Source organism: Mesorhizobium sp. WSM4828 (assembly GCF_055811175.1).
Genome location: NZ_JBVVQK010000009.1, coordinates 144,602 through 166,691 on the forward strand (window position 1 = coordinate 144,602; position 22,090 = coordinate 166,691).

19 protein-coding genes and 1 pseudogene are annotated in these 22,090 nt (G+C 63.1%); 5 read left to right on the top strand and 15 right to left on the bottom strand.

The genetic code is table 11. The annotated features are described in order from the left end of the window. Positions 1 to 147 precede the first annotated feature (147 nt). The 5 genes from AC0L2X_RS13275 to AC0L2X_RS13295 all read right to left on the bottom strand — a co-directional run bounded on the left by AC0L2X_RS13275 (position 148) and on the right by AC0L2X_RS13295 (position 6,708). Positions 148 to 1,260: an ABC transporter ATP-binding protein gene (locus AC0L2X_RS13275; protein WP_352667390.1), complete on the bottom strand. Its 1,113-nt coding sequence runs from the start codon at positions 1,258 to 1,260 to the stop codon at positions 148 to 150. A gap of 25 nt (positions 1,261 to 1,285) precedes the next feature. Further along, positions 1,286 to 2,950: a beta-galactosidase BglA gene (bglA, locus tag AC0L2X_RS13280; RefSeq protein WP_473599906.1), complete on the bottom strand. Its 1,665-nt coding sequence runs from the start codon at positions 2,948 to 2,950 to the stop codon at positions 1,286 to 1,288. A 4-nt stretch (positions 2,951 to 2,954) separates the two neighbouring features. Beyond that, a complete protein-coding gene (locus tag AC0L2X_RS13285) occupies positions 2,955 to 4,109 on the bottom strand; it encodes a carbohydrate ABC transporter permease (RefSeq protein ID WP_473599907.1) in 1,155 nt (384 codons plus the stop codon). 1 nt (position 4,110) lies between these two features. Next, the gene (locus AC0L2X_RS13290; RefSeq protein ID WP_473599908.1) at positions 4,111 to 5,124 is read right to left on the bottom strand and encodes a carbohydrate ABC transporter permease; all 1,014 of its coding nucleotides are present in this window, start codon (positions 5,122 to 5,124) and stop codon (positions 4,111 to 4,113) included. Positions 5,125 to 5,352: 228 nt separating this feature from the next. Beyond that, the gene (locus AC0L2X_RS13295) at positions 5,353 to 6,708 is read right to left on the bottom strand and encodes an ABC transporter substrate-binding protein (protein WP_352452249.1); all 1,356 of its coding nucleotides are present in this window, start codon (positions 6,706 to 6,708) and stop codon (positions 5,353 to 5,355) included. Positions 6,709 to 7,070: 362 nt separating this feature from the next. Between AC0L2X_RS13295 and AC0L2X_RS13300 the strand changes: the two genes are divergently transcribed. Next, positions 7,071 to 8,093 (top strand): substrate-binding domain-containing protein, encoded by a 1,023-nt coding sequence (locus AC0L2X_RS13300; RefSeq protein ID WP_031213013.1) that lies wholly within the window; start codon positions 7,071 to 7,073, stop codon positions 8,091 to 8,093. 82 nt (positions 8,094 to 8,175) lie between these two features. Here AC0L2X_RS13300 and AC0L2X_RS13305 read toward each other — a convergent pair whose 3' ends face one another. Next, positions 8,176 to 9,084, bottom strand: a complete 909-nt coding sequence (locus AC0L2X_RS13305) for a LysR family transcriptional regulator (RefSeq protein ID WP_473599909.1) — start codon at positions 9,082 to 9,084, stop codon at positions 8,176 to 8,178. Positions 9,085 to 9,179: 95 nt separating this feature from the next. Between AC0L2X_RS13305 and AC0L2X_RS13310 the strand changes: the two genes are divergently transcribed. The 3 genes and pseudogenes from AC0L2X_RS13310 to AC0L2X_RS13320 all read left to right on the top strand — a co-directional run. Next, positions 9,180 to 9,998: a class I SAM-dependent methyltransferase gene (locus AC0L2X_RS13310; protein ID WP_352566969.1), complete on the top strand. Its 819-nt coding sequence runs from the start codon at positions 9,180 to 9,182 to the stop codon at positions 9,996 to 9,998. Between the two features lie 23 nt (positions 9,999 to 10,021). After that, positions 10,022 to 10,516 carry a hypothetical protein gene (locus AC0L2X_RS13315; protein WP_473599910.1) on the top strand — a complete coding sequence of 165 codons (495 nt, stop codon included), beginning with the start codon at positions 10,022 to 10,024 and terminating at the stop codon, positions 10,514 to 10,516. Between the two features lie 73 nt (positions 10,517 to 10,589). Then, positions 10,590 to 10,694: pseudogene (locus AC0L2X_RS13320) on the top strand (transcriptional regulator); the annotation flags it as partial. Between the two features lie 156 nt (positions 10,695 to 10,850). On the opposite strand, the gene AC0L2X_RS13325 reads toward AC0L2X_RS13320, so the two are convergent. The 4 genes from AC0L2X_RS13325 to AC0L2X_RS13340 form a co-directional block, all read right to left on the bottom strand. Next, positions 10,851 to 11,288: a YybH family protein gene (locus tag AC0L2X_RS13325; RefSeq protein WP_473599911.1), complete on the bottom strand. Its 438-nt coding sequence runs from the start codon at positions 11,286 to 11,288 to the stop codon at positions 10,851 to 10,853. Between the two features lie 417 nt (positions 11,289 to 11,705). Next, complete coding sequence (locus AC0L2X_RS13330; protein WP_473599912.1) at positions 11,706 to 13,157, bottom strand: S8 family serine peptidase; 1,452 nt, start codon at positions 13,155 to 13,157, stop codon at positions 11,706 to 11,708. Beyond that, complete coding sequence (locus AC0L2X_RS13335) at positions 13,147 to 13,815, bottom strand: anti-sigma factor (RefSeq protein WP_473599913.1); 669 nt, start codon at positions 13,813 to 13,815, stop codon at positions 13,147 to 13,149. Before AC0L2X_RS13335 ends, AC0L2X_RS13330 begins: the two co-directional genes overlap by 11 nt. Then, a complete protein-coding gene (locus tag AC0L2X_RS13340) occupies positions 13,812 to 14,375 on the bottom strand; it encodes a sigma-70 family RNA polymerase sigma factor (protein WP_473557797.1) in 564 nt (187 codons plus the stop codon). Before AC0L2X_RS13340 ends, AC0L2X_RS13335 begins: the two co-directional genes overlap by 4 nt. A gap of 503 nt (positions 14,376 to 14,878) precedes the next feature. Between AC0L2X_RS13340 and AC0L2X_RS13345 the strand changes: the two genes are divergently transcribed. Then, on the top strand, positions 14,879 to 15,883 hold the full coding sequence (locus AC0L2X_RS13345; RefSeq protein ID WP_473599934.1) for a zinc-dependent alcohol dehydrogenase family protein: 1,005 nt from the start codon (positions 14,879 to 14,881) through the stop codon (positions 15,881 to 15,883). 80 nt (positions 15,884 to 15,963) lie between these two features. Here AC0L2X_RS13345 and AC0L2X_RS13350 read toward each other — a convergent pair whose 3' ends face one another. The 5 genes from AC0L2X_RS13350 to AC0L2X_RS13370 all read right to left on the bottom strand — a co-directional run bounded on the left by AC0L2X_RS13350 (position 15,964) and on the right by AC0L2X_RS13370 (position 21,968). Further along, on the bottom strand, positions 15,964 to 16,803 hold the full coding sequence (locus tag AC0L2X_RS13350; protein ID WP_473599914.1) for an alkaline phosphatase family protein: 840 nt from the start codon (positions 16,801 to 16,803) through the stop codon (positions 15,964 to 15,966). 93 nt (positions 16,804 to 16,896) lie between these two features. Continuing rightward, positions 16,897 to 18,567 (bottom strand): ABC transporter ATP-binding protein, encoded by a 1,671-nt coding sequence (locus AC0L2X_RS13355; protein ID WP_473599915.1) that lies wholly within the window; start codon positions 18,565 to 18,567, stop codon positions 16,897 to 16,899. Continuing rightward, complete coding sequence (locus AC0L2X_RS13360; protein WP_352469848.1) at positions 18,567 to 19,394, bottom strand: ABC transporter permease; 828 nt, start codon at positions 19,392 to 19,394, stop codon at positions 18,567 to 18,569. The genes AC0L2X_RS13355 and AC0L2X_RS13360 overlap by 1 nt, the downstream gene beginning before the upstream one ends. 11 nt (positions 19,395 to 19,405) lie before the next feature. Further along, the gene (locus AC0L2X_RS13365; protein ID WP_023718086.1) at positions 19,406 to 20,365 is read right to left on the bottom strand and encodes an ABC transporter permease; all 960 of its coding nucleotides are present in this window, start codon (positions 20,363 to 20,365) and stop codon (positions 19,406 to 19,408) included. Positions 20,366 to 20,381: 16 nt separating this feature from the next. Beyond that, positions 20,382 to 21,968, bottom strand: a complete 1,587-nt coding sequence (locus AC0L2X_RS13370; RefSeq protein WP_352490389.1) for an ABC transporter substrate-binding protein — start codon at positions 21,966 to 21,968, stop codon at positions 20,382 to 20,384. Between the last annotated feature and the right edge of the window lie 122 nt (positions 21,969 to 22,090).

Here is a 22,090-nt window from a genome sequence, read left to right on the forward strand (position 1 = left end):
CCCCCCCCCCCCCCCCCCCCGCCCCCCCCCCCGGCCCCCCCCCCAAACCTTTCCCCAAAAAAAAACCCCCCCACATGTAAACCCCACCACCCCGGGGGGCCCACCCCCCCCCGCTCTTGTTTTTTGCATACCAAAAAGACGCCTGCCTCAAGCCGCCTTTGCTTCTGCTTCATGGAGCGCGAAAGAGCGCCCGTCCGCGTCGAAAATATGCAGGTCGCCGGCGTCCGCCGTCAGCCGCAGCGTAGCCCCGCGCTTGACCTCGACATTGCCCGGCAGCTTGGTCACCAGCGGCAGGTCGGCGCGGCCGATGTCGACATAGACGAGCTGGACCTCGCCGAGCTGCTCGACATAATCGACCGTCCCTTCGAACAAATAGTCGGCGCCGGTGGCAATCATCAGATCCTCCGGCCGCACCCCGAAGCTCACCGCAGCGCCTTTCGCCGACGCAGGCGTTGCGATCGGTACCGTTGCCTTGCGGCCGCCGACATGACTGACGACCGTCGGGTTGCCGGTCCTGTCGATGGTTGCCGGCAGGATGTTCATCGCCGGCGAGCCGATGAACTGGGCGACGAACAGATTGCCGGGCCGCTTGTAGAGCTCCATCGGCGTGCCGACCTGTTCGATATGGCCTTCCTTCAGCACCACGATGCGGTCGGCCAGCGTCATCGCCTCGACCTGGTCGTGGGTGACGTAGATCATCGTTGTGGCCGGCATCGATTCCTTGAGCTTGGCGATCTCGATGCGGGTGGCGACACGCAGCGCCGCGTCGAGATTGGATAGCGGCTCGTCGAACAGAAAGACCTTGGGATTGCGCACGATGGCGCGGCCGATGGCGACGCGCTGGCGCTGGCCGCCCGACATCGCCTTGGGCAGACGGTCGAGATATTTGGTCAGCTGCAGGATCTCGGCCGCCTGGCGCACCCGCTTGTCGATCTCGGCCTTGCTTTCCTTACCGATCTTCATCGAGAAGGCCATGTTGTCGTAGACGGTCATGTGCGGATAGAGTGCATAGGACTGGAACACCATGGCGATGCCGCGCTTCGACGGCGGCACGTCGTTGACGATCTCGCCGTCGATCTTGAGCTCGCCCGAGGTGATCTCCTCCAGCCCGGCGATGCAGCGCAGCAAGGTCGACTTGCCGCAGCCGGAGGGGCCGACGAAGACGATGAATTCGCCCGACTTTATGTCGAGGTCGACGCCGTGCAGAATGTTGAGATTGCCATATGATTTCCTCACTTGCCTTAGCGTGACATCGGCCATGGTACCCTCCAGTTCTTCCTTGAATTCAGTCGATACGCCCGAACCAGGCGCCGTAGCCGCCGAGGCGGATAGTGCCGGCGCCAGTCTGTCCCGAAAACCCGTGTCCCGGCAAGGGCTGCAGTGAGCGGCCGCCAAGATCGACCTCGGCCGGCTTTGCTCCGAGATTGAAGGCGCAGACGATCTGCTCGTTGCCTTCGCGGCGCGTGAAGGCGACGGTGTCGCCCTCGCTTTCGATGAACTCGATATCGCCCTTGGCCAGTGCCGGATGAGCGCGGCGGAAAGCCAGGAAGCGCCGGTAGTGCTCGAGCAGCGAGCCGTCGTCGCCCTGCTGCACATTGACGGCTTGCGCAAGGTGCTTGCTGGGCACCGGCAGCCAGGGCTTTGCCGTCGAGAAGCCGCCATTGCGGGCAGCGCCGTCCCAAACCATCGGCGTGCGGCAGCCGTCGCGGCCTTTGAATTCCGGCCAGAAGCGGATGCCGTATGGGTCCTGCAGATCCTCAAAGCTGAGCTCGGCCTCGCTAAGCCCGAGCTCCTCGCCCTGATAGATGCAGACTGAGCCGCGCAACGACATCAGCAGCACCGAGATAACCTTGAGGTAGGCGGTCGGGTCGGGCTCGCCGGCTGCCCAGCGCGAGGCAGGGCGCATCACGTCATGGTTGGAGAAGGCCCAGCACGACCAGCCGTCGCTGGCCACCTTGCCGAAGGTTTCCAGCACCGAGCGCACCTTTGCCGCGCTGATCTTCTCCGGCGCCAGGAAGTCGAATGAGTAACACATATGCACGCGCTTGCCGCCGGCCGTATAGGCCGCCACCACTTCCAGCCCGCGCTGCGAATCGCCGACCTCGCCAACCGCTGCCGTCGCCGGATATTCGTCGAGCAAGGCGCGGAAGCGTTCGAGGAAGCCGAGGTTTTCAAGCCGGCTCTTGTCGTAGAGATGGTCCTGGTAGTTGTAGGGGTTGACGGCCGGCGCCGTCTGGTCGTTGCGCTGCTCGGGCGGCAGCGGCGGATTGTCTTCCAGGCCTTGGCTGTGGAAATAGAAATTGATGGTATCGAGGCGGAAGCCGTCGACGCCGCGCTCCAGCCAGAAGCGGGTGACGTCGAGCAGCGCGTCCTGGACCGCGCGGCTGTGGAAATTGAGGTCGGGCTGCTCGGCTAGGAAATTATGCAGATAATATTGCTGGCGGCTGGTGTCCCACTGCCAGGCCGAGCCGCCGAAGATCGACAGCCAGTTATTGGGCGGCGTGCCGTCCGGCTTGGCATCCGCCCAGACATACCAGTCGGCTTTTGGATTGCTGCGGCTCGAGCGGCTTTCCTTGAACCACGGATGGATGTCGGCGGTGTGCGAGAGCACCTCGTCGATCATCACCTTGAGGCCAAGCCGATGCGCCTCTGCGGTCAGCGCGTCGAAGTCGGCCAGCGTGCCGAACATCGGATCGACGTCGCAATAATCCGACACGTCGTAGCCAAAATCCTTCATCGGCGATTTGAAGAATGGCGAGATCCAGATGGCGTCGACGCCGAGCGAGGCGATGTAGGCCAGCCGGCCGATAATGCCCCTGAGGTCGCCGATGCCGTCGCCGTTCGAATCCTGATAGCTGCGCGGGTAGATCTGGTAGATCACGGCACCTCGCCACCAGTCGCGATCGATAGCGAGATCGGGCTTCGGGGTGGCCTTCAAAGCGGATTGCATGATCTCAACCTCCTTTCACCGAGCCGGCAAGCAGCCCGCGGACGAAATAGCGCTGCAGCGAGAAGAACACGATCAGCGGCACGATGATGGTGACGAAGGCCGATGTCGTCAGGATCTCCCAGTCGCCACCGCGTGAGCCGAGCAACGCATTGAGCTTGGCGGTCAGCACGATCTGGTCGCCCTCGGTACCGAGGAAAACCATCGCCACCAGCAGATCGTTCCACACCCAGAGAAACTGGAAGATGGCGAACGAGGCCAGCACCGGGAACGACAATGGCAGCACGATCTTGACGAAGATCTCGAAATCGCTGGCTCCGTCGATGCGCGCCGATTCCATGATCTCGCGTGGCAGGCCGGCAATATAGCTCCTCAACAGATAAATGGCGAAAGGCAGGCCGAAGCCGGTATGCGCCAACCAGATGCCGAGATAGGTCTTCGATGGCACGCCGAAGAAGCTGCCGACACCGTTATAGAGCTTCAACAGCGGGATCAGCGACATCTGCAGCGGCACGACCAGCAGGCCGATGATGACCGCGATCAGCAGCGCCCGGCCGGGAAAGCGCATCCAGGCCAGCGCATAGGCCGCGAACGCCGCGATCAGGATTGGGATCACGGTCGACGGAATGGTGACGGTCAGCGAGTTCATGAAGGAGCGGCCGATGCCTTCCGAAAACAGCACCGTGTCGTAATTGTCGGTGGTGAATTTCGGCGGCGCCGACGAGGCGTAATAGACGCGCTGGCCGCGTTCGCTTTCGAAAGCCTTCGGCGAGGTCATGACGAAACTGCCGTCGGCATTGAGCTGCAAGGTCACGCCGTCGCCGAGATCGGCTGTCGTGCCGGCGGGATATTGCGTCGGCGCTGCCGACTTGACGCCGAAGGCGCTGATGTTGCGGGCCGGGCCGTCGCCGAAGATATTGCCTTGCAGGACGAACTTGCCGTCCTTCTCGACCTGCGCCGAGGCGGGCGGCAGCCGTCCGGCTTCCGTCTGGCTGGAACTGGTGAACGAGTTCCACCAGCCCGAAGCGATGATCTGGTCCTTGTCGCGCAGCGACGAGACCAGAATGCCGAGCGTCGGGATCGTCCAGATCGCCACGAAGATGAAAACGGCGATATGGACGCCGAAACGGCTGACAAAGGACTTCCCGGTCGAGACAGTCATCTCAATGTCCTTCCGTCTCTTTGTTCGCCTGGCGGATGTTCCAGACCATGATCGGAATGACCGCGATCATGATGATGATGGCGATGGTGGCGCCGCGGCCGAAATCGCCGCCGCCGCGGAACATCCAGTCGAACATCAGATTGGCCAGCACCTGGCTGTTCCACTGGCCATTGGTCATGGTCAGCACGATGTCGAAAACCTTCAGCACTAGGATGGTGATGGTGGTCCAGACCACGGCGATGGTGCCCCAGATCTGCGGCACCATGATCTTCCAGAAGATCTGGAAAGGGTTGGCGCCGTCGATGACGGCGGCTTCCAGCGTCTCTTCCGGAATGCCGCGCAAGGCCGACGACAGGATGACCATGGCAAAGCCGGTCTGGATCCAGATCAGGATGACCATCAGGAAGAAATTGTTCCAGAACGGCAGCGATATCCAGACCTGCGGCTGGCCGCCGAAATACTGGATGATGGCGTTGAGCAGGCCGATCTGCGTCTGCCCGTCGCCGCGATACTCGTAGATGAATTTCCAGATGACGCTGGCGCCGACGAAGGAGATCGCCAGCGGCAGGAAGATCAGGCTCTTGGCGATGGTGCCCCACCAGATCTTGTCGGTGAGCACGGCGATGATCAGCCCGAGGAAGGTGCAGGCGGCCGGCACCACCGCCAGCCAGATAATGTTGTTGAGGATCGAGTTGCGGAACTCGCGGTCGCCGAACGCCCATTGATAGTTGGCGAAGCCGACGAAATGGGCGCCGCCGCGATCGAGGAACGACAGCCTCAGCGTCTCCACCACCGGGTAGATCAGATAGATGGTGAGGATGATCATCGCCGGGCCGACGAACAGCCAGGGCCGGATCACCCCCTGCCGGCGCAGATTGTTAATCGCCGCCTTGCCGGAAACGCCGCGTGCCGGAAAGATCGTGTCGAGTGCCTTGTTGGCGCCCCAGAAATAGGCGACGCAGCCGCCCACGCCGATGATGATGACGAATATCGCCGAAAAAATCTGAGCCGCCATGGGTCCCTCCCCCTGCGCACGGATCCGCCAGTCGAGAATGGCTTTGGCGACGGGATCATGCGCCGATTCAGTTGTCTGGAGCGCGACCAGCCGAAAAGCAGGTCACTGGGCGCGCGTCATGCCGGAATGCATTGTACTCACGACAATCGACGCGACGCCAAGCACCGGGTAGGATCCGGGCCGTTTTGAGGCCCGGATCGCATCAGATTGGGAACTCAGGCCGGCCGCTTACTTGATCGCGTCCCAGCTTTTCTGGATGTCGGTGGCGACGTCCTGGGCGGACTTGCCGCCGACCAGGTCGATCATGCCGGTCCAGAACGCACCGGCGCCGATCTTGCCCGGCATCAGGTCGGACCCGTCGAAGCGGAAGGTCGAAGCGTTGGCCAGGATCTCGCCCTGCTTCTTCAGCGCGTCGCTGGCATAGGCGTCCTTGTTGACCGACTTGAACGGCGTCACGAAGCCGCCCTGTGCCATCCAGATCTCATGAGCGAGCGGCAGCTTCAGGAATTCGATGAACGCGCGGGCACTCTTGCTATCCTTGGTGATCATGGCCAGCGTGCCGGCGCCGAGCACCGGAGTGCCGAGCTCGGGCTTGGAGGCGTAGGGCGGGTAATAGAAGAAGTCGGCATCCTCGCCGATCTTGGTGCCTTGCGGGAAGAAGGTCGGGATGAACGATGCCTGGTGGTGCAGATAGCATTTCGGCGGCACCGAGAAGAGGCCCTTCGGGCTGTCGCGGAAATCGGTCGCCGCAACCGCCTTGGCGCCGCCCTCGACCATCTTGTCATCGGTCGCGATCTTGCCGAAAATGTCGATGGCGTTGACCACGGCCGGATCGTTGAACGGAATTTCGTTCTTCACCCATTTGTCGTAGGTCTCGGGCGTCTGGGTGCGCAGCATGATGTCTTCGACCCAGTCGGTCGCCGGCCAGCCGGTGGCGCCGCCCGAACCAAGCCCGATGCACCATGGCGTGCCGCCGTCGGCGATGATCTTCTTTTCGAGCTCGGCAAGCTCTTCCTGCGTCTTCGGCACCTTGTAGCCGGCTTCCTCGAAATTGTCCGGCGAGTACCAGACCAGCGACTTCACGTCGGCCTTGTAGGGAAAGGCGAAGAAGCCTGGCTTGCCGTCCTTGTCCTTGAAGGTGCCGAGGTCGACCCAGGATTGGCCGGCGCCGTAATTGTCCTTGACCCAGTTGGCGGTGTCGTCGCCGAGCGGCGTCAAAAGGCCCTTCGATGCCAGATCCTGGATCAGGCCCGGCTGCGGCAGCACGGCGATGTTGGGCGGGCTGCCGGCCTGCGTGTCGATGACGATCTGCTGCTCGTAATTCTCCGACGAGGAGTACTTGATCTCGGCGCCGGTCGCTTCGGAGAAGTAATCGAGGACGGTGCGGATCAGCCCTTCGTCCTCGCCGCGCCACGGTCCGAAGATCGTCAGCGTCTCGCCCTTGAGGTCGACCTTCTTGAGCTCTTCGTAGTTGGCCCAGTTGAAACGGGGATCTTCGCCCGGCTTGAACTTCAGTTCGGCTTGCGCGGGCATGGCCAGGGCGAGCGTGGCAAACGCAGCGCCCAGCAGAAGCATTTTCTTCATCGGTATTCCCTCCCAGTGGTGACAAACACCGAACGAAACCTCCATTCCGTCCGCCGGCGCTGCAGGACTGTGACTCAGTCGGAAAGGAACTGCAACCTTTCGTGGAGTCTTCCAAAGCGCTTTGGTGATTTTGATCTCGCCACTGAATTAATCCGGAGTCAAGAGGGAGCCGGCTTAATCGATTTAATTTCTGCAGCCGATTGCCGGCGAAAGTGCGCTGCAGCACAGTTTTCTGGCGGTGCAGCAGCAAATTCGGCTTCAAACCGGTCCGAACCGTGCGTATGGTCATTGCGCTCGGCAGCGCGGTTCGTGGCGGCCAGATCGATTCAGATTAAAAGCGCTTTGAGGTTTGGAGGCCTCCGGTGAACCTCAAGCAGCTCTCCCACATGCTGGCGCTTTCGCAGACCACGGTGAGCCGTGCATTGAACGGCTACCCGGAAGTCAACGAGGAAACGCGCCGGCGGGTGGTCGATGCCGCCAAGCGTCACGGCTATCGCCCCAATCCGAGCGCGCGCCGGCTGGCGACCGGCAAGACCGGCATGATCGGCTATGTGCTGCCGACCGGAACGACCGTCGATATCGACCCGCATTTCGTCGAGTTCCTGTCCGGCCTCGGCGACTATGCGCGTTCGCACGAGCTCGACCTTGTGCTATCACCGGCCGATGCCGACGACCAGGAGACGACCTACCGCCGCATCGTCGCCAACCGGCAGGTCGACGCGGTCTATATCTCCTCGCCGAGGCCGGCCGACCGGCGGGTGGCGCTGGTCAATACGCTCGGCATTCCCTTCATCGTCCACGGCCGCAGCGAAGGCTTCGATTTCGACTACCCCTTCACCGACATCGACAATGAGGGCGCCTTCCACGAGGCGGCGCGGCTCCTCGTGCAACTCGGGCACAGGCGGCTGGCACTGATCAATGGCGACGATCGCGAGACCTTCGCCATCCATCGCGAGCGCGGCGTGCGGCGCGCGCTTGCGGCAAGCGGCCTGGTGCTTCGTGATCAGCATGTCTGTTCCCTCACCATGACCGAGGAGAACGGCTACCGCGCCGCCAGGCGCCTGCTGGAACAAAGCGACGCGCCGACGGCGATCGCCTGCTCCAGCCTGATCATGGCGCTCGGCGTGGTGCGCGCGGTGCGCGATCTCGGCCTGACCATTCCGGGCGACCTGTCGCTGATCGCCCATGACGACGTCTTTCCCTGGCTGAAGCCGGAAAATTTTTCGGTGCCATTGTCGACGACGCGCTCGTCGATCCGCCTGGCCGGCGCACGCATCGCCGAACGGCTGGCGGCGCGCATTTCCGGCCTGGAGGAGGGCGCTCGCGGCGAGGTCTGGCCGGTCGACCTGGTGGTCAGGGGATCGGTCGCCGGCGCGCCGGCCTAGGGGCATAACTCAATCACTTTGAACGACCAAAGTCGCCGTTGGGTGGCTGTTGGCAGCACAGGCAATCGCCATGCGTTATGTCTCAGGCCCCGGACTTGAGGTGATCGATAAAGACGCGCAGCTTCGGCAGGACTTGGCGCTTGCCAAGATGGTAGAGAAAGACGCCCGGCGTCGTCGCAGCGATGTCGTCCAGCACCGATCTGAGTTTTCCTTCGGCTATCGGACCTTCGGCGACGGGTCGAGGCGTCTGCGCCAGCCCAACGCCCTTTGTCGCAGCCCCGAGCAACGTGGGATAGTCGTGCGCGATCAGTGGGCCTGAGACGATCGCCTCGATAGCACCGTTGCCGTCGGCGAAGGTCCAGGGCGCGATGGTGCCGTTCGAGCGGCGCAAGCGCAGGCAGGCGTGGTGGCGCAAGTCGTCGACACGTTCGGGGTAGCCGTGGCGCTCGAGATAGTCAGGGCTGCCGACGACCACGAACGTGAACGGCGGGGTCAGCCGCACCGCGACCATGTCGGCGGCGATGAGCTGGCCGAGGCGGATGCCGGCGTCGAACCCGCCGGTCGCGAGATCGACCATCTCGTCGCTCGCGGCGATCTCCAGTTCGATCTCGGGATAAGCTCGGCAGAACGACGCGATCATCGGCTCCAGGATCAATGGCACGACGGCGCGGGGCACGGACAGGCGCAGCAGCCCGGTCGGCCGTTGGCCGACGTCGCGCGCAGCCTCGCCGGCCGCGGCGATCTCCTCGAAGGCAGGGCCGGCGCGGTCGAGGAAGCGCTGGCCGGCCTCGGTCAGACCGACGCTCCGCGTCGTGCGGGCGAACAGCGCCGCACCCATGCGGGCTTCCAGCGTGCGCACCGCCTGGCTCACGGCAGACGGCGTCACGCCGAGATCGGCAGCGGCACGGCGGAAATTGCGGTGCCTGGCGACAGCCAGGAACATCTCGACCCCCTCCAGTGCACCACGCCGGATTGTGTAGTCCTGCTTCATAGGTTGTTCTGATTACAGCGGATAGTCGGATTATGGAAGCGGGCTTAGGTAAGAGCTGCAAGCCAGGAGACATCTTGCCCAGGAGATATATTGCAATGACCGATGAACTTGATGGCGTGCGCGACCATTATCGCGCGACCGGCCTGACCGAGCGGCTGAAGACGGTACTGGCGGCCCTCGGCCCGGAGGATCAGCTTCTTACGCCCCAGCAATTGGGCACCCTCGACCAGTTTCACACCCGTGGGCTGGCCTCGACCGCCGAGATTGCCCAATTGGCAGGGATCGCGGCTGGCACGTCGGTTCTGGACGTCGGCTCGGGCGTCGGCGGGCCGGCGCGCTTTCTGGCTGCAACCTATGGCTGCCGGGTTACCGGCGTGGACCTCAGCGAGCCTTTCGTGGATGCTGCGCGCTATTTGACCGAGCGCACGGGACAAAGCGGACAGCTGTCGTTTCAGACCGCCAGCGCATTGGAGCTTCCATTCGATGATAGCCGTTTCGACGTCGTGCTGCTGCAGCATGTGGCGATGAACATCTCCGACCGGGCGCGGCTCTACGGCGAGATCCGGCGCGTGCTGAAACCAGGCGGCAGGTTTGCCACCTTCGACGTCGTCTCGGCCATTGGCGAGCCGCACTATCCGCTGCCTTGGGCGCGAACGCCGGCGACGAGCTTCCTCCTCACAGCCGAAGCGACGGGCGAGGCGATCGAACCGGCCGGCTTCCGCGTGCTGGCGTGGCAAGACGATACCGAGACCGCCAAGGCCTGGTTCGCGCAACTGCGCGCATCCGGGCCGCCGCCTTCACCAAATCTCGGCGTGGTGATGGGACCGGACTTCGCTCAGCTTTCGACCAACCTGGGACGAAATCTCATGCAAGGCCGGCTCGGCGTCCTGACCGCGGTGTTCGAGGCCGTGTGAACCAACTGTTGGGAGGACGTCAGATGTCCACGGAAGTGCTGTTTCAAACCCATCTCGTTCTGGGCTATGTCGCGTGGCTGCTTTGCTTCGGCGCGTACGGTTTGCCGTGGCTCCGGTCGATGGACCGGGTCGCGGCGCAGCGCGCTATCGCTACGCTGCACAGCTTCCGCTTCTTCGGGCTCGTCTTCATGGTTCCGGGCGTCGTAAGCCCCAATTTGCCCGCTGATTTCGCCGTGTTCGCCGCCTACGGCGATTTCGCGACTGGCGTGCTGGCCATGCTGGCGCTGCTCACGGTGAGGATACGCCCGCTGTTCTGGCCGTTGGTCGTCGCCTTCAACGTCGTAGGGACGGTCGACCTCATCGTCGACTATTACCACGCCATTCAGATCGGCCTTCCTGCACGCGCGGGGGAACTGGGCGCAACCTACGCGATCCCGATCATCTACGTACCGCTGCTGATGGTCACGCACATCACTGCGTTTTATTTTCTGGCACGTCCCCGGCAAAACGCGACTTGAGCGGGCTATTTCTTGGCCGCCTCGGCCGCCTTGGTGTCCAGCAGGCAAAGCCGAAATCATAGTCCTGAAGCCGGAACGGCTGGCGGCGCGCATTTCCGGCGAGGAGGAGGGGGCTCGTGGCGAAGTCTGGCCGGTCGACCTGGTGGGCAGGGGATCGGTCGCCGGCTCGCCGGCCTAGGAGCATAACTCAATCACTCCGGGCGACCGAGTTCGACCCAGAGCGGCGTCCGACCCTGCGAGCCCGATGACGCGGGCCAACCCTTAGCAGAAAACGGACTGAAGAATAGCCGCGCTGCAGCAGCAAAGGAGATCGATCGCTTCCCCATACCAACCGCTATCGGTGGAGTACCGAATCGGCCGGCTGAGCTGTCGTTATCGGATCGGCATGACGATGCACAATCTTCCACAGACCATCTTCTGGGCGAAAGACGCTCGTCGCGCGTAACGCAAGAGGCGTGACATCGCTCCGACCGCCAATCTTGGACCTGAGCTGCTCCACTTCGACGATGTATGCCAGCTCAGACGTCACACATTTCGCTATGTTCTGGAAGCCGGTAGCGTCGCCGTCCCTGTAGTTCGATGCCGCTTGCTCCATCGTCTCAACGATCTGTCTCCATCCATGCACGAAAGGGCCAAACGGATTGCCCAGTGTTACATCGTCTCGTTGGGAGAAGAGCTTCTCCGCTGGCGCGGGGTTTCCTTTCATGAACTCATCCAGGGCCAGGTGGTATTTTTCAACTGCTTGATCGAAGTCACTGGCGTCGAGGGACACGTCATCCTCCCTGTCGTTTTTATTTCTGATCCAGACTGGCGACCACAGGTCTACATTCTGTGTGCCCGCAGCGCTGAAGCATTTTCCCTGCTGCGGCATAGTGCAGGTTGGCTTGGTCATTATAGAACGGCGTGAGACAAGTTTCGCGACAGCGTTGTGAGACGGCTCGGCAAACGGCCGCTCTCCACCGAGGCAGGTGGAAACCCGTCGCGATATCCTGAGCGTAGAATTCTGTTCTCGAATAATGCTGCTGCTGCCCTTGAGAAGCATAAACGTTCTCAGTTTATACAAAGGTCAGGAACAATATTCTTAGAGCATCGGCCAGAGTCGAGTTTTTACACGGCCTCCACCCTTCTCGGCCATTTGCGACAACCAACTGATTGAGCTTTGATAGGGCAGAAGCTTCAAACACAAGACTTAGTCCTTGGCCGCCTCGGCCGCCTGTGTGTCCAGCAGGCCAAAGCCGAAATCATTGTCGCGCCCCTTGGGGCCGAGATCCTTTGCCGTGGCGGCAAGTGCTTTCTCGACCCAGTCGGCGGAGCGGTCGGGCGCGGCATGCAACAGGTTGGCGATCGCGCCGGTCACGATCGCCGCTGCAAACGAAGTCCCGGTCACCACATCCGAGCCGGTGCCGCTCGGCGCCACCATCTCGACGCCGGGAGCGGAGATGAAGACGTAGGCGCCGCGATTGGCCTGCGGCATCAGCCCGTCCTTGGCATCGGTGGCCGTCACCGCGATCACGCCGTCGAAGGCGGCCGGATAACCATACGGCGCCTTCGGTCCGTTATTGCCGGCGGCCGCGACCAGCACGATGCCGAGCGCGCGTGCATTGCGGCAGGCGATGCCGAGCAGGCCGTTCTTCGGGCCGACGAAGCTCATGTTGATGATGCGGACATCCTGCTCCGCCGCCCAGTCGAGCGCCAAAAGGATCACGTCCATGGTCGACTTGCCGCCCTCGAAGGCGCGGGCGTGATAGATCCTGGCGCCCGGCGCCATGCCTTTGAACGCGCCCGTGCCGGCGATCAGTCCGTCGACCGAAGTGCCGTGGTCGCGCGCCTTGATCGGCACGTCGGGCATGGCATCGAACTGCCCGGCAATAACGCCGGAGAGCGCCGGATTGCCGTCGTCGATGCCGGTGTCGATGACGCCAATGCGGACATTCTCGCCGCTGGCCGCGTTGGCGTCGAGTGCGATGCGCTCGAACGCATAATTGACGATGCTGGCCGCCTGCTGCAGCGCATAGACGTGGTTGGCCTCACGCCGCAAAGTACGGCCGTCGGCGGCAAGCTGCGCCAGCACGACGCCGACCGGGCGGCCGTCGGGTATGCCGAAGCGCACCAGTATGTTGCCGAGCAGCCGCGACTGCCGCTGCGAGCGTATCTCGAGGCCGAACGAGGCGGCGATCTGCTGGACCGCGCCGGCATCGCCATTGACGGTGACCAGCACCTCGTCGGGCACGAAATCGCCGATCACGGCGCGCGGCGGCACGGTTGCGACAAGATCGGTCGGCGCCACGACGGGACCGCCCGGCGCGGCAGCCTGTATTGCCGGCGCACCGGCGGGTGGAGCGGACGGCGGCGCCGCAGTATCGCCAGGAGGTATCGGCGTCTCGGTGACTACGGCAGGATTGGGGAACAGGTCGACAATCAAGCCCGGAAGAAACACCGCGTCCGTCGTTCCAGGAGCCGGCGCTTTGCTGCCATCCTTCACGCCGCCGCCATCCTTGGGGCAGTCGGTGTTGGCAGCACTTCCCCGGTTCAGGCAGTCGATCTCAGCCTGGCTGAGGTTCGGGTCGTTGGTCTGGGCCATTGCGGACGCGGCGAAGATTGTCATCGCCGCCGTCAATCGAATGACCGCCTTAGCCGCCATCAGCCGGTTTCCTTCCCTCCAGCGCAGCTTCGGTGAAAGGCTGGGCGGCAATAAGGCCAAGCAGCTTCTGATAGTCGGCGGCGGTCTTGGCCGGAACGCCGAGGCGGAAGACGCCGTCGGCGGTCGGCCCGCCGGCGATCTTCAACTGGTTCTGGTCGAGAAAAGCGACGATGTCGGACAGTTTCGCATCCGGTTTGAACTTCACAAGGGCAAACGGCATTTTGGCCAGATCGTCTTCCGATCCGGCAATCTCGAAATCACCACCTCTGTTGCCGGTCTGCACAAAGGATTGCGCGACGACCAGGGCCAGCAGCACCGCGGCCGCCGCCCAGGCGACGCCGGCCGGCACCGCCATGAAGCGGCTCCAGGCCTGCGCTAGCCAGGACGATGCCGCAGGCGCGCGGGGCGGGCCGGCCTCGGCGTCGAGCGCCTTGGCAAAGCGGCTGAGCGCATCGGCCGGCGGGCGGATCGCCTCGTTTGCGGCAGCGGTGCCGGAGAATTCGGCCTCGGCCTCGCCTAGTGCGGCCATCGCCGCCGGATCGCTCGCCAGCCATTCCTCGATGGCTTCGAGCTCGGTGCCCTCCAGCGAGCCGTTCAGATAAAACGGCAGCAGCATTTCCATTTCGTCGCGGCGTGACATTTTTTCAGCGGCGCTCATGGCCACCCCCTGTCGTAACCGGCGGCCTTGAGGGCTTCGCCGAGTTTCTTGCGGGCGTAGAACATCCTGGTCTTGACGGTGGCGACCGGGATGCCGAGTACCTCGCCGATCTCGCTCACCGATTGCCCGTGATAGTAGGCAAGGTCGATCACCGCGCGGTGCTCTTCCGGCATGGCGTCGATAAAGCGTCGCAAGGCAGCGGCTTTGTCTTCCTTCATCGTCACGACTTCCGGCGTGTCGGCGCCGTCGGCGACCTGGGCCGCGTCATCGTCGTCGATCCAGTCTTCCTTCTTCTTGCGCAGCAGGGACAGCGCCTTGAAGCGGGCAATGCCGAGCAGCCATGTCGAGACCTCCGAGCGCCCCTCGAAGGCCGGCGCCTGCCGCCAGAGCTCGAGGAACACCTCGTTCGCGATATCGTCGGCCATCAGTTCCGATCCCGTCTGGCGTGCCACGAAGCGGTAGACCCGCGCGTGGTGGCGCATGAACAGGAGCCGCACGGCGGCACGGTCGCCCTTCGCGACCCGCTCGACGAGCGCGCGATCGGTCTCCGCGGCCGTCATCGCCGGTCGAGCCGCCCGGCTCCTGCCTGCTCTGTCGCTGATCGGCCCAAAAAGGTTCACCGCATCCGCCCGAGGATTTTTGCGGAGGCTAGCCGAAGAGCGGAGAGGTTGCCAGAGTGTACAGTTCTCCCCCTTTTTTGGGATACTGTCTCACTCAGTGGCGCCAAGCGGAAGGCGGCCGCCAGGCTGGCAATGACGGCGGCCACGAGATGGCTCATACCCATCGGGCAAGGTGCAGTCGTTCAGCCTCGGGCGGAGCGTAATTGGACGACATCGCCGTGCAGGGATTCCCGACAGTTTTGTAACTCAACGGTCCGCTGCTGGGCGACTAAGGTCCCGATCGCAAACGGCAACCCAGCCTGAAGAGACGAGTCTCATGACCAACAACAGCTCTGCGGCCGCGATTCTCGTGGATCAGTCGCCGATGGCGGTGTTCGCCGCGGTCAAGCCTCGACGCGAGTGGTGGGGCGCATGAAGCCTTGCGCGGTCGGAAGGAGCTTTCCATGAGACTGATTAGGCTGAAAGCGCCGGGAGGCTTGGAGAATCTCAAGCTGGTCGAGGAAGATTGCCCGGAACCAGGGCCGGGTGAGTTGCTTGTCAGGATACGTGCGTGTTCGCTGAATTTCCACGACAGCATGGTGGCGCTGGGCAAGAAACCGTGCGCCGATGGCCGTATCCCGCTGTCCGATGGCGCCGGAGAGGTGGTTGCGGTCTCAGACGATGTCCAAGAATTCAAGGTCGGAGATGCCGTCGTCAGCACCTATTGGCCCCGTTGGCTGGCAGGCGAACCGACGCCAGCCAATAAGAGCGGCGAATTGGGCGATGATGCTGACGGCTATGCCCGCGAGTATGTGTGCATGCCCTGGCATGCCTTCACAAGGGCACCGGCAGACTTCACGCATGTGGAGGCGGCAACGCTTACCTGTGCCGGCGTCACCGCCTGGAAAGCCCTGATGGTGTGCGGCCAGGTGAAGCCCGGTGATACGGTGCTGGTCCTTGGCAGTGGAAGCGTATCGCTGTTCGCGCTGCAATTCGCAAAAATTGCAGGCGCTCGGGTTATTGCCACCTCTTCATCGGAGGAGAAGCTGGAAAAGCTAAAGCGGTTTGGGGCCGACATTGTCGTCAATTACAAGGCAGTTCCGGATTGGGGCCAGGAGGTAAGGGTATTGACGGACGGACGCGGCGTCGATCATGTGATCGAGGTTGGCGGGCCCGGCACGTTGGCGCAGTCGATAACAGCATGCAGGATGGGCGGCCACATCGCACTGATCGGTGTCTTGACCGGTTTTGCCGGGCAAGTTTCGATCCCGGCCCTGTTTTCCAATCAGATTAGGATCAGCGGAATCTCGATTGGCAGCAGGGCAGACCAGGACGACATGATTCGTGCCATAGATGCCAACCGTTTGAAGCCTGCTATCGACCGCAGTTTTCCGCTGCAGGAGATCGCCAACGCCTTCAAGCACTACGAGTCCCAAAAGCATTTTGGCAAGGTCTGTCTCGAACTTTGACTGCGGTATCCGGCCTCCATGTGGCGTCGCGCATTCGGCCTGGCTTCATGTTCTCCGCAAGCAGGCAGGCCGGGCACCAATCAGTCGAGAAATGGCTCAGCCTTCATTGTCGCCGGCACCGGCACGCCGAGGCGCGCAAGCACCGTCGGCGCGAGCTGCAGCTGATCGAGCAGCGTATTGGCTTCCGGACCCTCGCCGGATCCGAAGTAGTAAAGTGCGAAATCCTGCATCTCCTCGTCGTGGCCGCCATGATGGCCGCGATCGGTCTGGCCATGATCGGCGGTGACGATCACCTCGTAGCCGGCTTCCCGCCAGCGCGGCAGGAAGCCGGCGAGCATGGCGTCCATTGCATAGACGGCATGATCCATCTCGTGGCAGTCATGGCCGAAGCGGTGGCCCATCGAGTCCAGCGTGCAGCTGTGCAGGATGCCGTAGTCGATGCCGTAGCGCCTGGTCAGCATGGTCAACGTCGCGAACAGGTCGACGTCGCTCGGCGTCATCTGGTTCCTGGCATTGTAGCCGGTCATGGTGTGGAACCGGCCATGGCTGATCGGCCTGCCCGGCTCGTCGAACTCCATGTCCTCCACCAGGTCGAACGGATAGGCCCGGAAGAATTCGGACCAGTAGGAATGGGTGACCGCACCCGTCTTGCCGCCGGCCTTCGTGACCTCGGAAAAAACGTCCGGCTGTTCGACGCGAAACCGGTTTTCGTTCGACAGGATGCCGTGCACTTGGGGCGGCACGCCGGTGTGGATCGAGGCATAGCAGGATGCCGAGGTCGACGGCAGGACGGAGCGCATCTTCCATACGCGCGCTTCGCCTGATTGCACCCAGCCTTCGAGATTGCCCATCAGCCGTCGCCAGTTCCGGTAAGGCACGCCGTCGAGGATGATGAGCAATAGTTTTGTGTTGAGCGCCAAGGGCGCCTCCATGCGGCTTAATCGGAAAAGTCAGGGCGGGCCTGTCGTTCAATCCACGCCCGGACAGGACCGTCGGGCGCAAAGGGCGGCCCGCTAGTTCCCCGCGCTGGCCATGCGCCGTCCCTTGATCGCCTTTTCCAGCCAGCCGATCTCCATTTCTGGCACCGACGACAGCAAAAGATCGGTGTAGGCATCGAAGGGTGGCGTCAGCACGGTGCTCTTGGCGCCGTAGCGCACCACTTCGCCGCGATACATCACGGCGATCGAATCGGCGATCGACTTGACCGTGGCCAGGTCGTGGGTGATGAACAGATAGGCGACGTTTTCCTCTTTCTGCAGCCCGAGCAGCAGCTCCAGTATGCCGTGGGCGACCAGCGGGTCGAGCGCCGAGGTCACCTCGTCGCAGATGATCAGCTTCGGCTTGGCGGCGAGCGAGCGGGCGATGCAGACGCGCTGTTTCTGGCCGCCCGAAAGCTCGGCCGGATAGCGGTCGACATAGCCTTTGCCCATTTCGATCTTGTCGAGCAGTTCGGCGACGCGTTTGTCGCGCTCGCGCCCGCGCATCCCAAAATAGAATTCCAGCGGCCGGCCGATGATGGTGCCGACCGTCTGGCGCGGGTTCATCGCCACATCGGCCATCTGGTAGATCATCTGCAATTGGCGCAGATCCTCCTTCGGCCGGTCGGCAAGCCGGTTGGCGAGCGGCCGTCCGTCGAAGGTGACGGTGCCTTGTTCGGGCGGCAAAAGGCCGGTGATGGCGCGCGCCAGCGTCGATTTGCCGGAGCCGGACTCGCCGACCACCGCCAGCGTCTGGCCCGGGGAAATATCGACCGAGACGTTCTTCAGCACCTTGATATGGCTGCGGCCATAGGCGGCGGTGATGTTCTTGACCGACAGGAACGGGCTCGTGCCGGGCTTCTGCTCCTGGTGCTCGATCTCATGCACCGAGACCAGCGCATTGGTGTATTCCTGGCGCGGCTCCTTGATGATCTGGCGCGTGCCGCCCCATTCAACCAGCCGGCCATGGCGCAACACCATGATCTCGTCCGAGACCTGGGCGACAACCGCAAGGTCATGGGTAATGTAGAGCGCCGCCACATGCGTGTCGCGGATGGCATCCTTGATCGCCGCCAAGACGTCGATCTGCGTCGTCACGTCGAGCGCCGTGGTCGGCTCGTCGAAGACGATCAGGTCGGGTTCCGAGCACAGCGCCATTGCCGTCATCACGCGCTGCAGCTGACCGCCCGACACCTGGTGGGGGAAGCGCTCGCCGATGCTTTCGGGGTTCGGCAGGCTGAGCTTCTTGAACAGCGCCACGGCGCGCTTTTCAGCTTCGGCCCGCGTCGCCGTGCCGTGCAGGAGTGCGGCCTCGACCACCTGGTCCATCAGCCTGTGCGCCGGATTGAAGGCCGCTGCCGCCGATTGCGCGACATAGCAGACCTCGCGGCCGCGCAATTTGCGGAACCCTTCGTTGCCGCCCTTCAGGATGTCGCGGCCATTGAGGATGACCTCGCCGCCGGTGATGCGCACGCCGCCGCGGCCGTAGCCCATCGAAGACAGGCCGATGGTCGACTTGCCGGCGCCGGACTCGCCAATCAATCCGAGCACCTTGCCCTTTTCGAGCGTCAGCGAGACATCGTGCACCAGCACGATGTTCTTCGGCGCCTCGCCCGGCGGATATACGGTGGCCTCGATGCGCAGATTGCGGATGTCGAGCAGCACGCCGGACTTCGGTTGCCCGGGCTTTGGTTGCTTGTCAGCCATTACCCGCGTCCTCCCTTCAGGCTTGTCGTGCGGTTGAGCACCCAGTCGGCGACGAGATTGACGGAAATCGCCAGCGCTGCGATCGCCGCCGCCGGAATGAGGGCGGCGCCTATGCCGAAGACGATGCCATCCTTGTTTTCCTTGACCATGCCGCCCCAATCGGCGTCCGGCGGCTGCACGCCAAGCCCAAGGAAGGACAGCGTCGACAGGAACAGCACGGCATAGATGAAGCGCAGGCCGAGTTCCGAAACCAGCGGCGACAGCGCATTGGGCAGGATTTCGCGGAAGATGATCCAGCCGCTGCCTTCGCCGCGCAATTTGGCCGCCTCGACGTAGTCCATGACATTGATGTCGACGGCGACCGCCCTCGACAGTCGGTAGACGCGGGTCGAATCCAGAACGCCCATGACCAGGATCAGCGTCACCAGGTTGGATGGCAGCACCGACAGCACGACAAGCGCCATGATCAGCGTCGGGATCGACATCAGGAGATCGACGAGACGCGACAGCAGCGTGTCGAACCAGCCACCGAAAACCGCTGCCGAGAAGCCGAGAATGGCGCCGAGCGAGAACGACAGCGCGGTCGCCAGCACCGCGATGAAAAGGGTGATGCGGGCGCCGTAGATCATGCGCGACAACAGATCGCGACCGAGATTGTCGGTGCCCAGCCAATGCGCCGCCGACATCGGTTCCCAAGGGACGTCGCTGACGATCTCGGCATTGCCGTGCGGCGCGATCCACGGCGCAAAAATTGCTGCCAGCACGAACAGCGCCGTCAGCACGATGCCGACCAATGCCGGGATGGGGATGCGTTTGATGACGAGCATACCCGACCCCTTCATTTCGGATGTCTGAGGCGCGGATTGGCGACGATCGCCGCTATGTCCGCGATGATGTTCAGGCTGATATAGACGGCGGCGAAGATCAGCCCGACCGCCTGCACCACAGGCACGTCACGCTTGGTGACGTGGTCGACGAGGTATTGGCCCATCCCCGGATAGACGAAAATGACTTCGACCACGACGACGCCGACGATGAGGTAGGCGAGATTGAGCATGACGACGTTGATGATCGGCGCAATCGCATTGGGGAAGGCATGCCTGCGGATAACCGCGAAGGCCGAAAGCCCCTTGAGTTCGGCGGTTTCGACATAGGCCGACTGCATGACGTTGAGGATCGCGGCGCGCGTCATGCGCATCATATGGGCGAGCACCACCAGGGTCAGCGCCGCCGCCGGCAATGCGATGGCCTGGATGCGTTCGCCGAACGGCATTCCGTCATAGACGGTGGAAATGGCGGGAAACCATTGATGTTGCACCGCAAAGAAAAAGACGAGCACATAGCCGACGAAGAATTCCGGGAAGGACGTCGAGGCCAGCGCCAGTCCCGAGATCAGCTTGTCGACCCAGCCATTGCGGTAGCGCACCGCGATCAGCCCGAGGATGATCGCCAGCGGCACCGCGACGACCGCCGCCCAGAAGGCGAGGAACAGCGTGTTCCACAGCCTTCCCTTGATCGAGGTTGCGATATCCTGACCGCTCGACATAGCCGTGCCGAGATCACCGGTCAGGATGCCGCCGAGCCAGCGAAAATAACGGATGTAAGCGGGATCATTGAGGCCGAGCTGCTCGCGCAGATTGGCGAGCGACTCCGGTGTCGCCGACTGCCCGAGAATGGCTTGCGCGACGTCGCCGGGCAGGATCTGGGTGCCGGCGAAGATCAGGACCGAAACGGCCAATAGAAGGATGATGCCCAGCGCAATGCGCTGGGCCACCAGTTTCACGATGGGTGAGGACATGTCCGCAAGGCCGGGCTCAGGCTTCGAGCCAGCACTTCGCCAGAGCATATCCGTTCATCAACTCCTGATGCGGATCATCCACCCACCCGGCAACCTTGGCGCCCGTCGCGTCGATGAACTGATTGAACATCGGCAGGATCAGGCCGCCCTCGTCGCGCACCATCACAGCCATGTCGTGGTACATTGCCTTGCGCTTGGCCTCGTCGAGCTCGGCGCGAGCCGCCAGCACCATCTTGTCGAAATCCGGACGCTTGAACCGTGTGTCGTTCCAGTCGGCCGTCGACAGATAGGCGGTAGAGTACATCTGGTCCTGGGTCGAGCGGCCGCCCCAATAGGAGGCGCAGAAGGGCTGCTTGTTCCAGACTTCCGACCAGTAGCCGTCGCCCGGTTCGCGCTTGATCTCCAGCTTGATGCCGGCCTTGGCAGCACTCTGCTGGAACAGCTGTGCGGCGTCGACGGCACCGGGGAAGGCGACATCCGACGTCCGCAGCAGGACGGCACCGTCATGGCCCGACTTCTTGTAGTGGAACTTGGCTTTGTCCGGATCGTACTTGCGCTGCTCGATCTCGGTGAATAGCGGGTACGATGCATTGATCGGGAAGTCGTTGCCAAGCGAGCCATAGCCGCGCAGCACCTTCTTCAGCATTTCCTCGCGGTCGATTGCCAGCTTCAACGCCATCCGCAAGTCGTTGTTATCGAACGGCGCGGTGTCGCAGTGCATGATGAAGACGTAGTGGCCGGGTCCCGAATGGTTGCGGATGGTGACGCCGGGCACGCGCTTGATCAGGTCGACGATCTTCGGCTCGACGCGGTTGATCATGTGGACCTGGCCGCCCTGCAGCGCCGCCGTGCGCGCCGTGGCGTCGTTGATGACGATGATCTCGATCTGGTCGGCATGGCCCATCTTGTCGCCCTGCCAGTAATTGGCGAAGCGCTCGCCGCCATGGCGCACGCCGGGCTCGTTGGTGGTGACCTTGTAAGGGCCCGCCGAGATGCCGGCATCGGCCTTGTCCTTGCCGCCGTTCGGCTGGATGATCAGGTGATAGTCGCTAAGCAGATAGGGCAGGTCGGCATTCGGCTCCTTCAGCGTCAGCACCACTTCCTTGCCGCTGGCCTTGATGCTCTCGATGCCTTTCATGTAGCCGAGCGCGCCGGACTTCGACTTCTCGTCCGAATGGCGTTCGAGGGTGGCGGCCACGTCCTCAGCGGTCACCTTCTTGCCGTTGTGGAACTCGACGCCATCGCGGATCTTCAGCGTCCACGTCTTGGCGTCGTCCGACGAGCCGATCTCTTCGGCAATGCGGTTCTCGAGCTTGCCCTCGGGAGACAGCTCGACGATCAGTTCGCCCCACATCTTGCCGAAGGCGAACGGCACCTGCGTCATGAACAGCGCCGGATCGAGGCTGTTGGTGGACTCGCCACCGACCAGGCCGGCCTTGAGCGTGCCGCCCTTGACCGGACCCGCCGCGCGTGCGGCACCGGAAAGCAGCGAATTGGCGAAGGTTGCGGTGACGCCGAGCGCTGCCGCCCGGCCGAGAAAATCGCGACGGCTCAGCTTGCCGGACGCAACGCGCCGGCTCAGGTATTCCAGTTCGTTCGACATGTTGAGTTCCTCACTCTGTTGGTCCGACCTTATGGTCGTTTTTTCTCATTTCAATCGGGAGAATAATGACCGTAAGGGAAAGCGGTAAGCAAGACCGAATGCGACATGCCGTGGCGTAAATC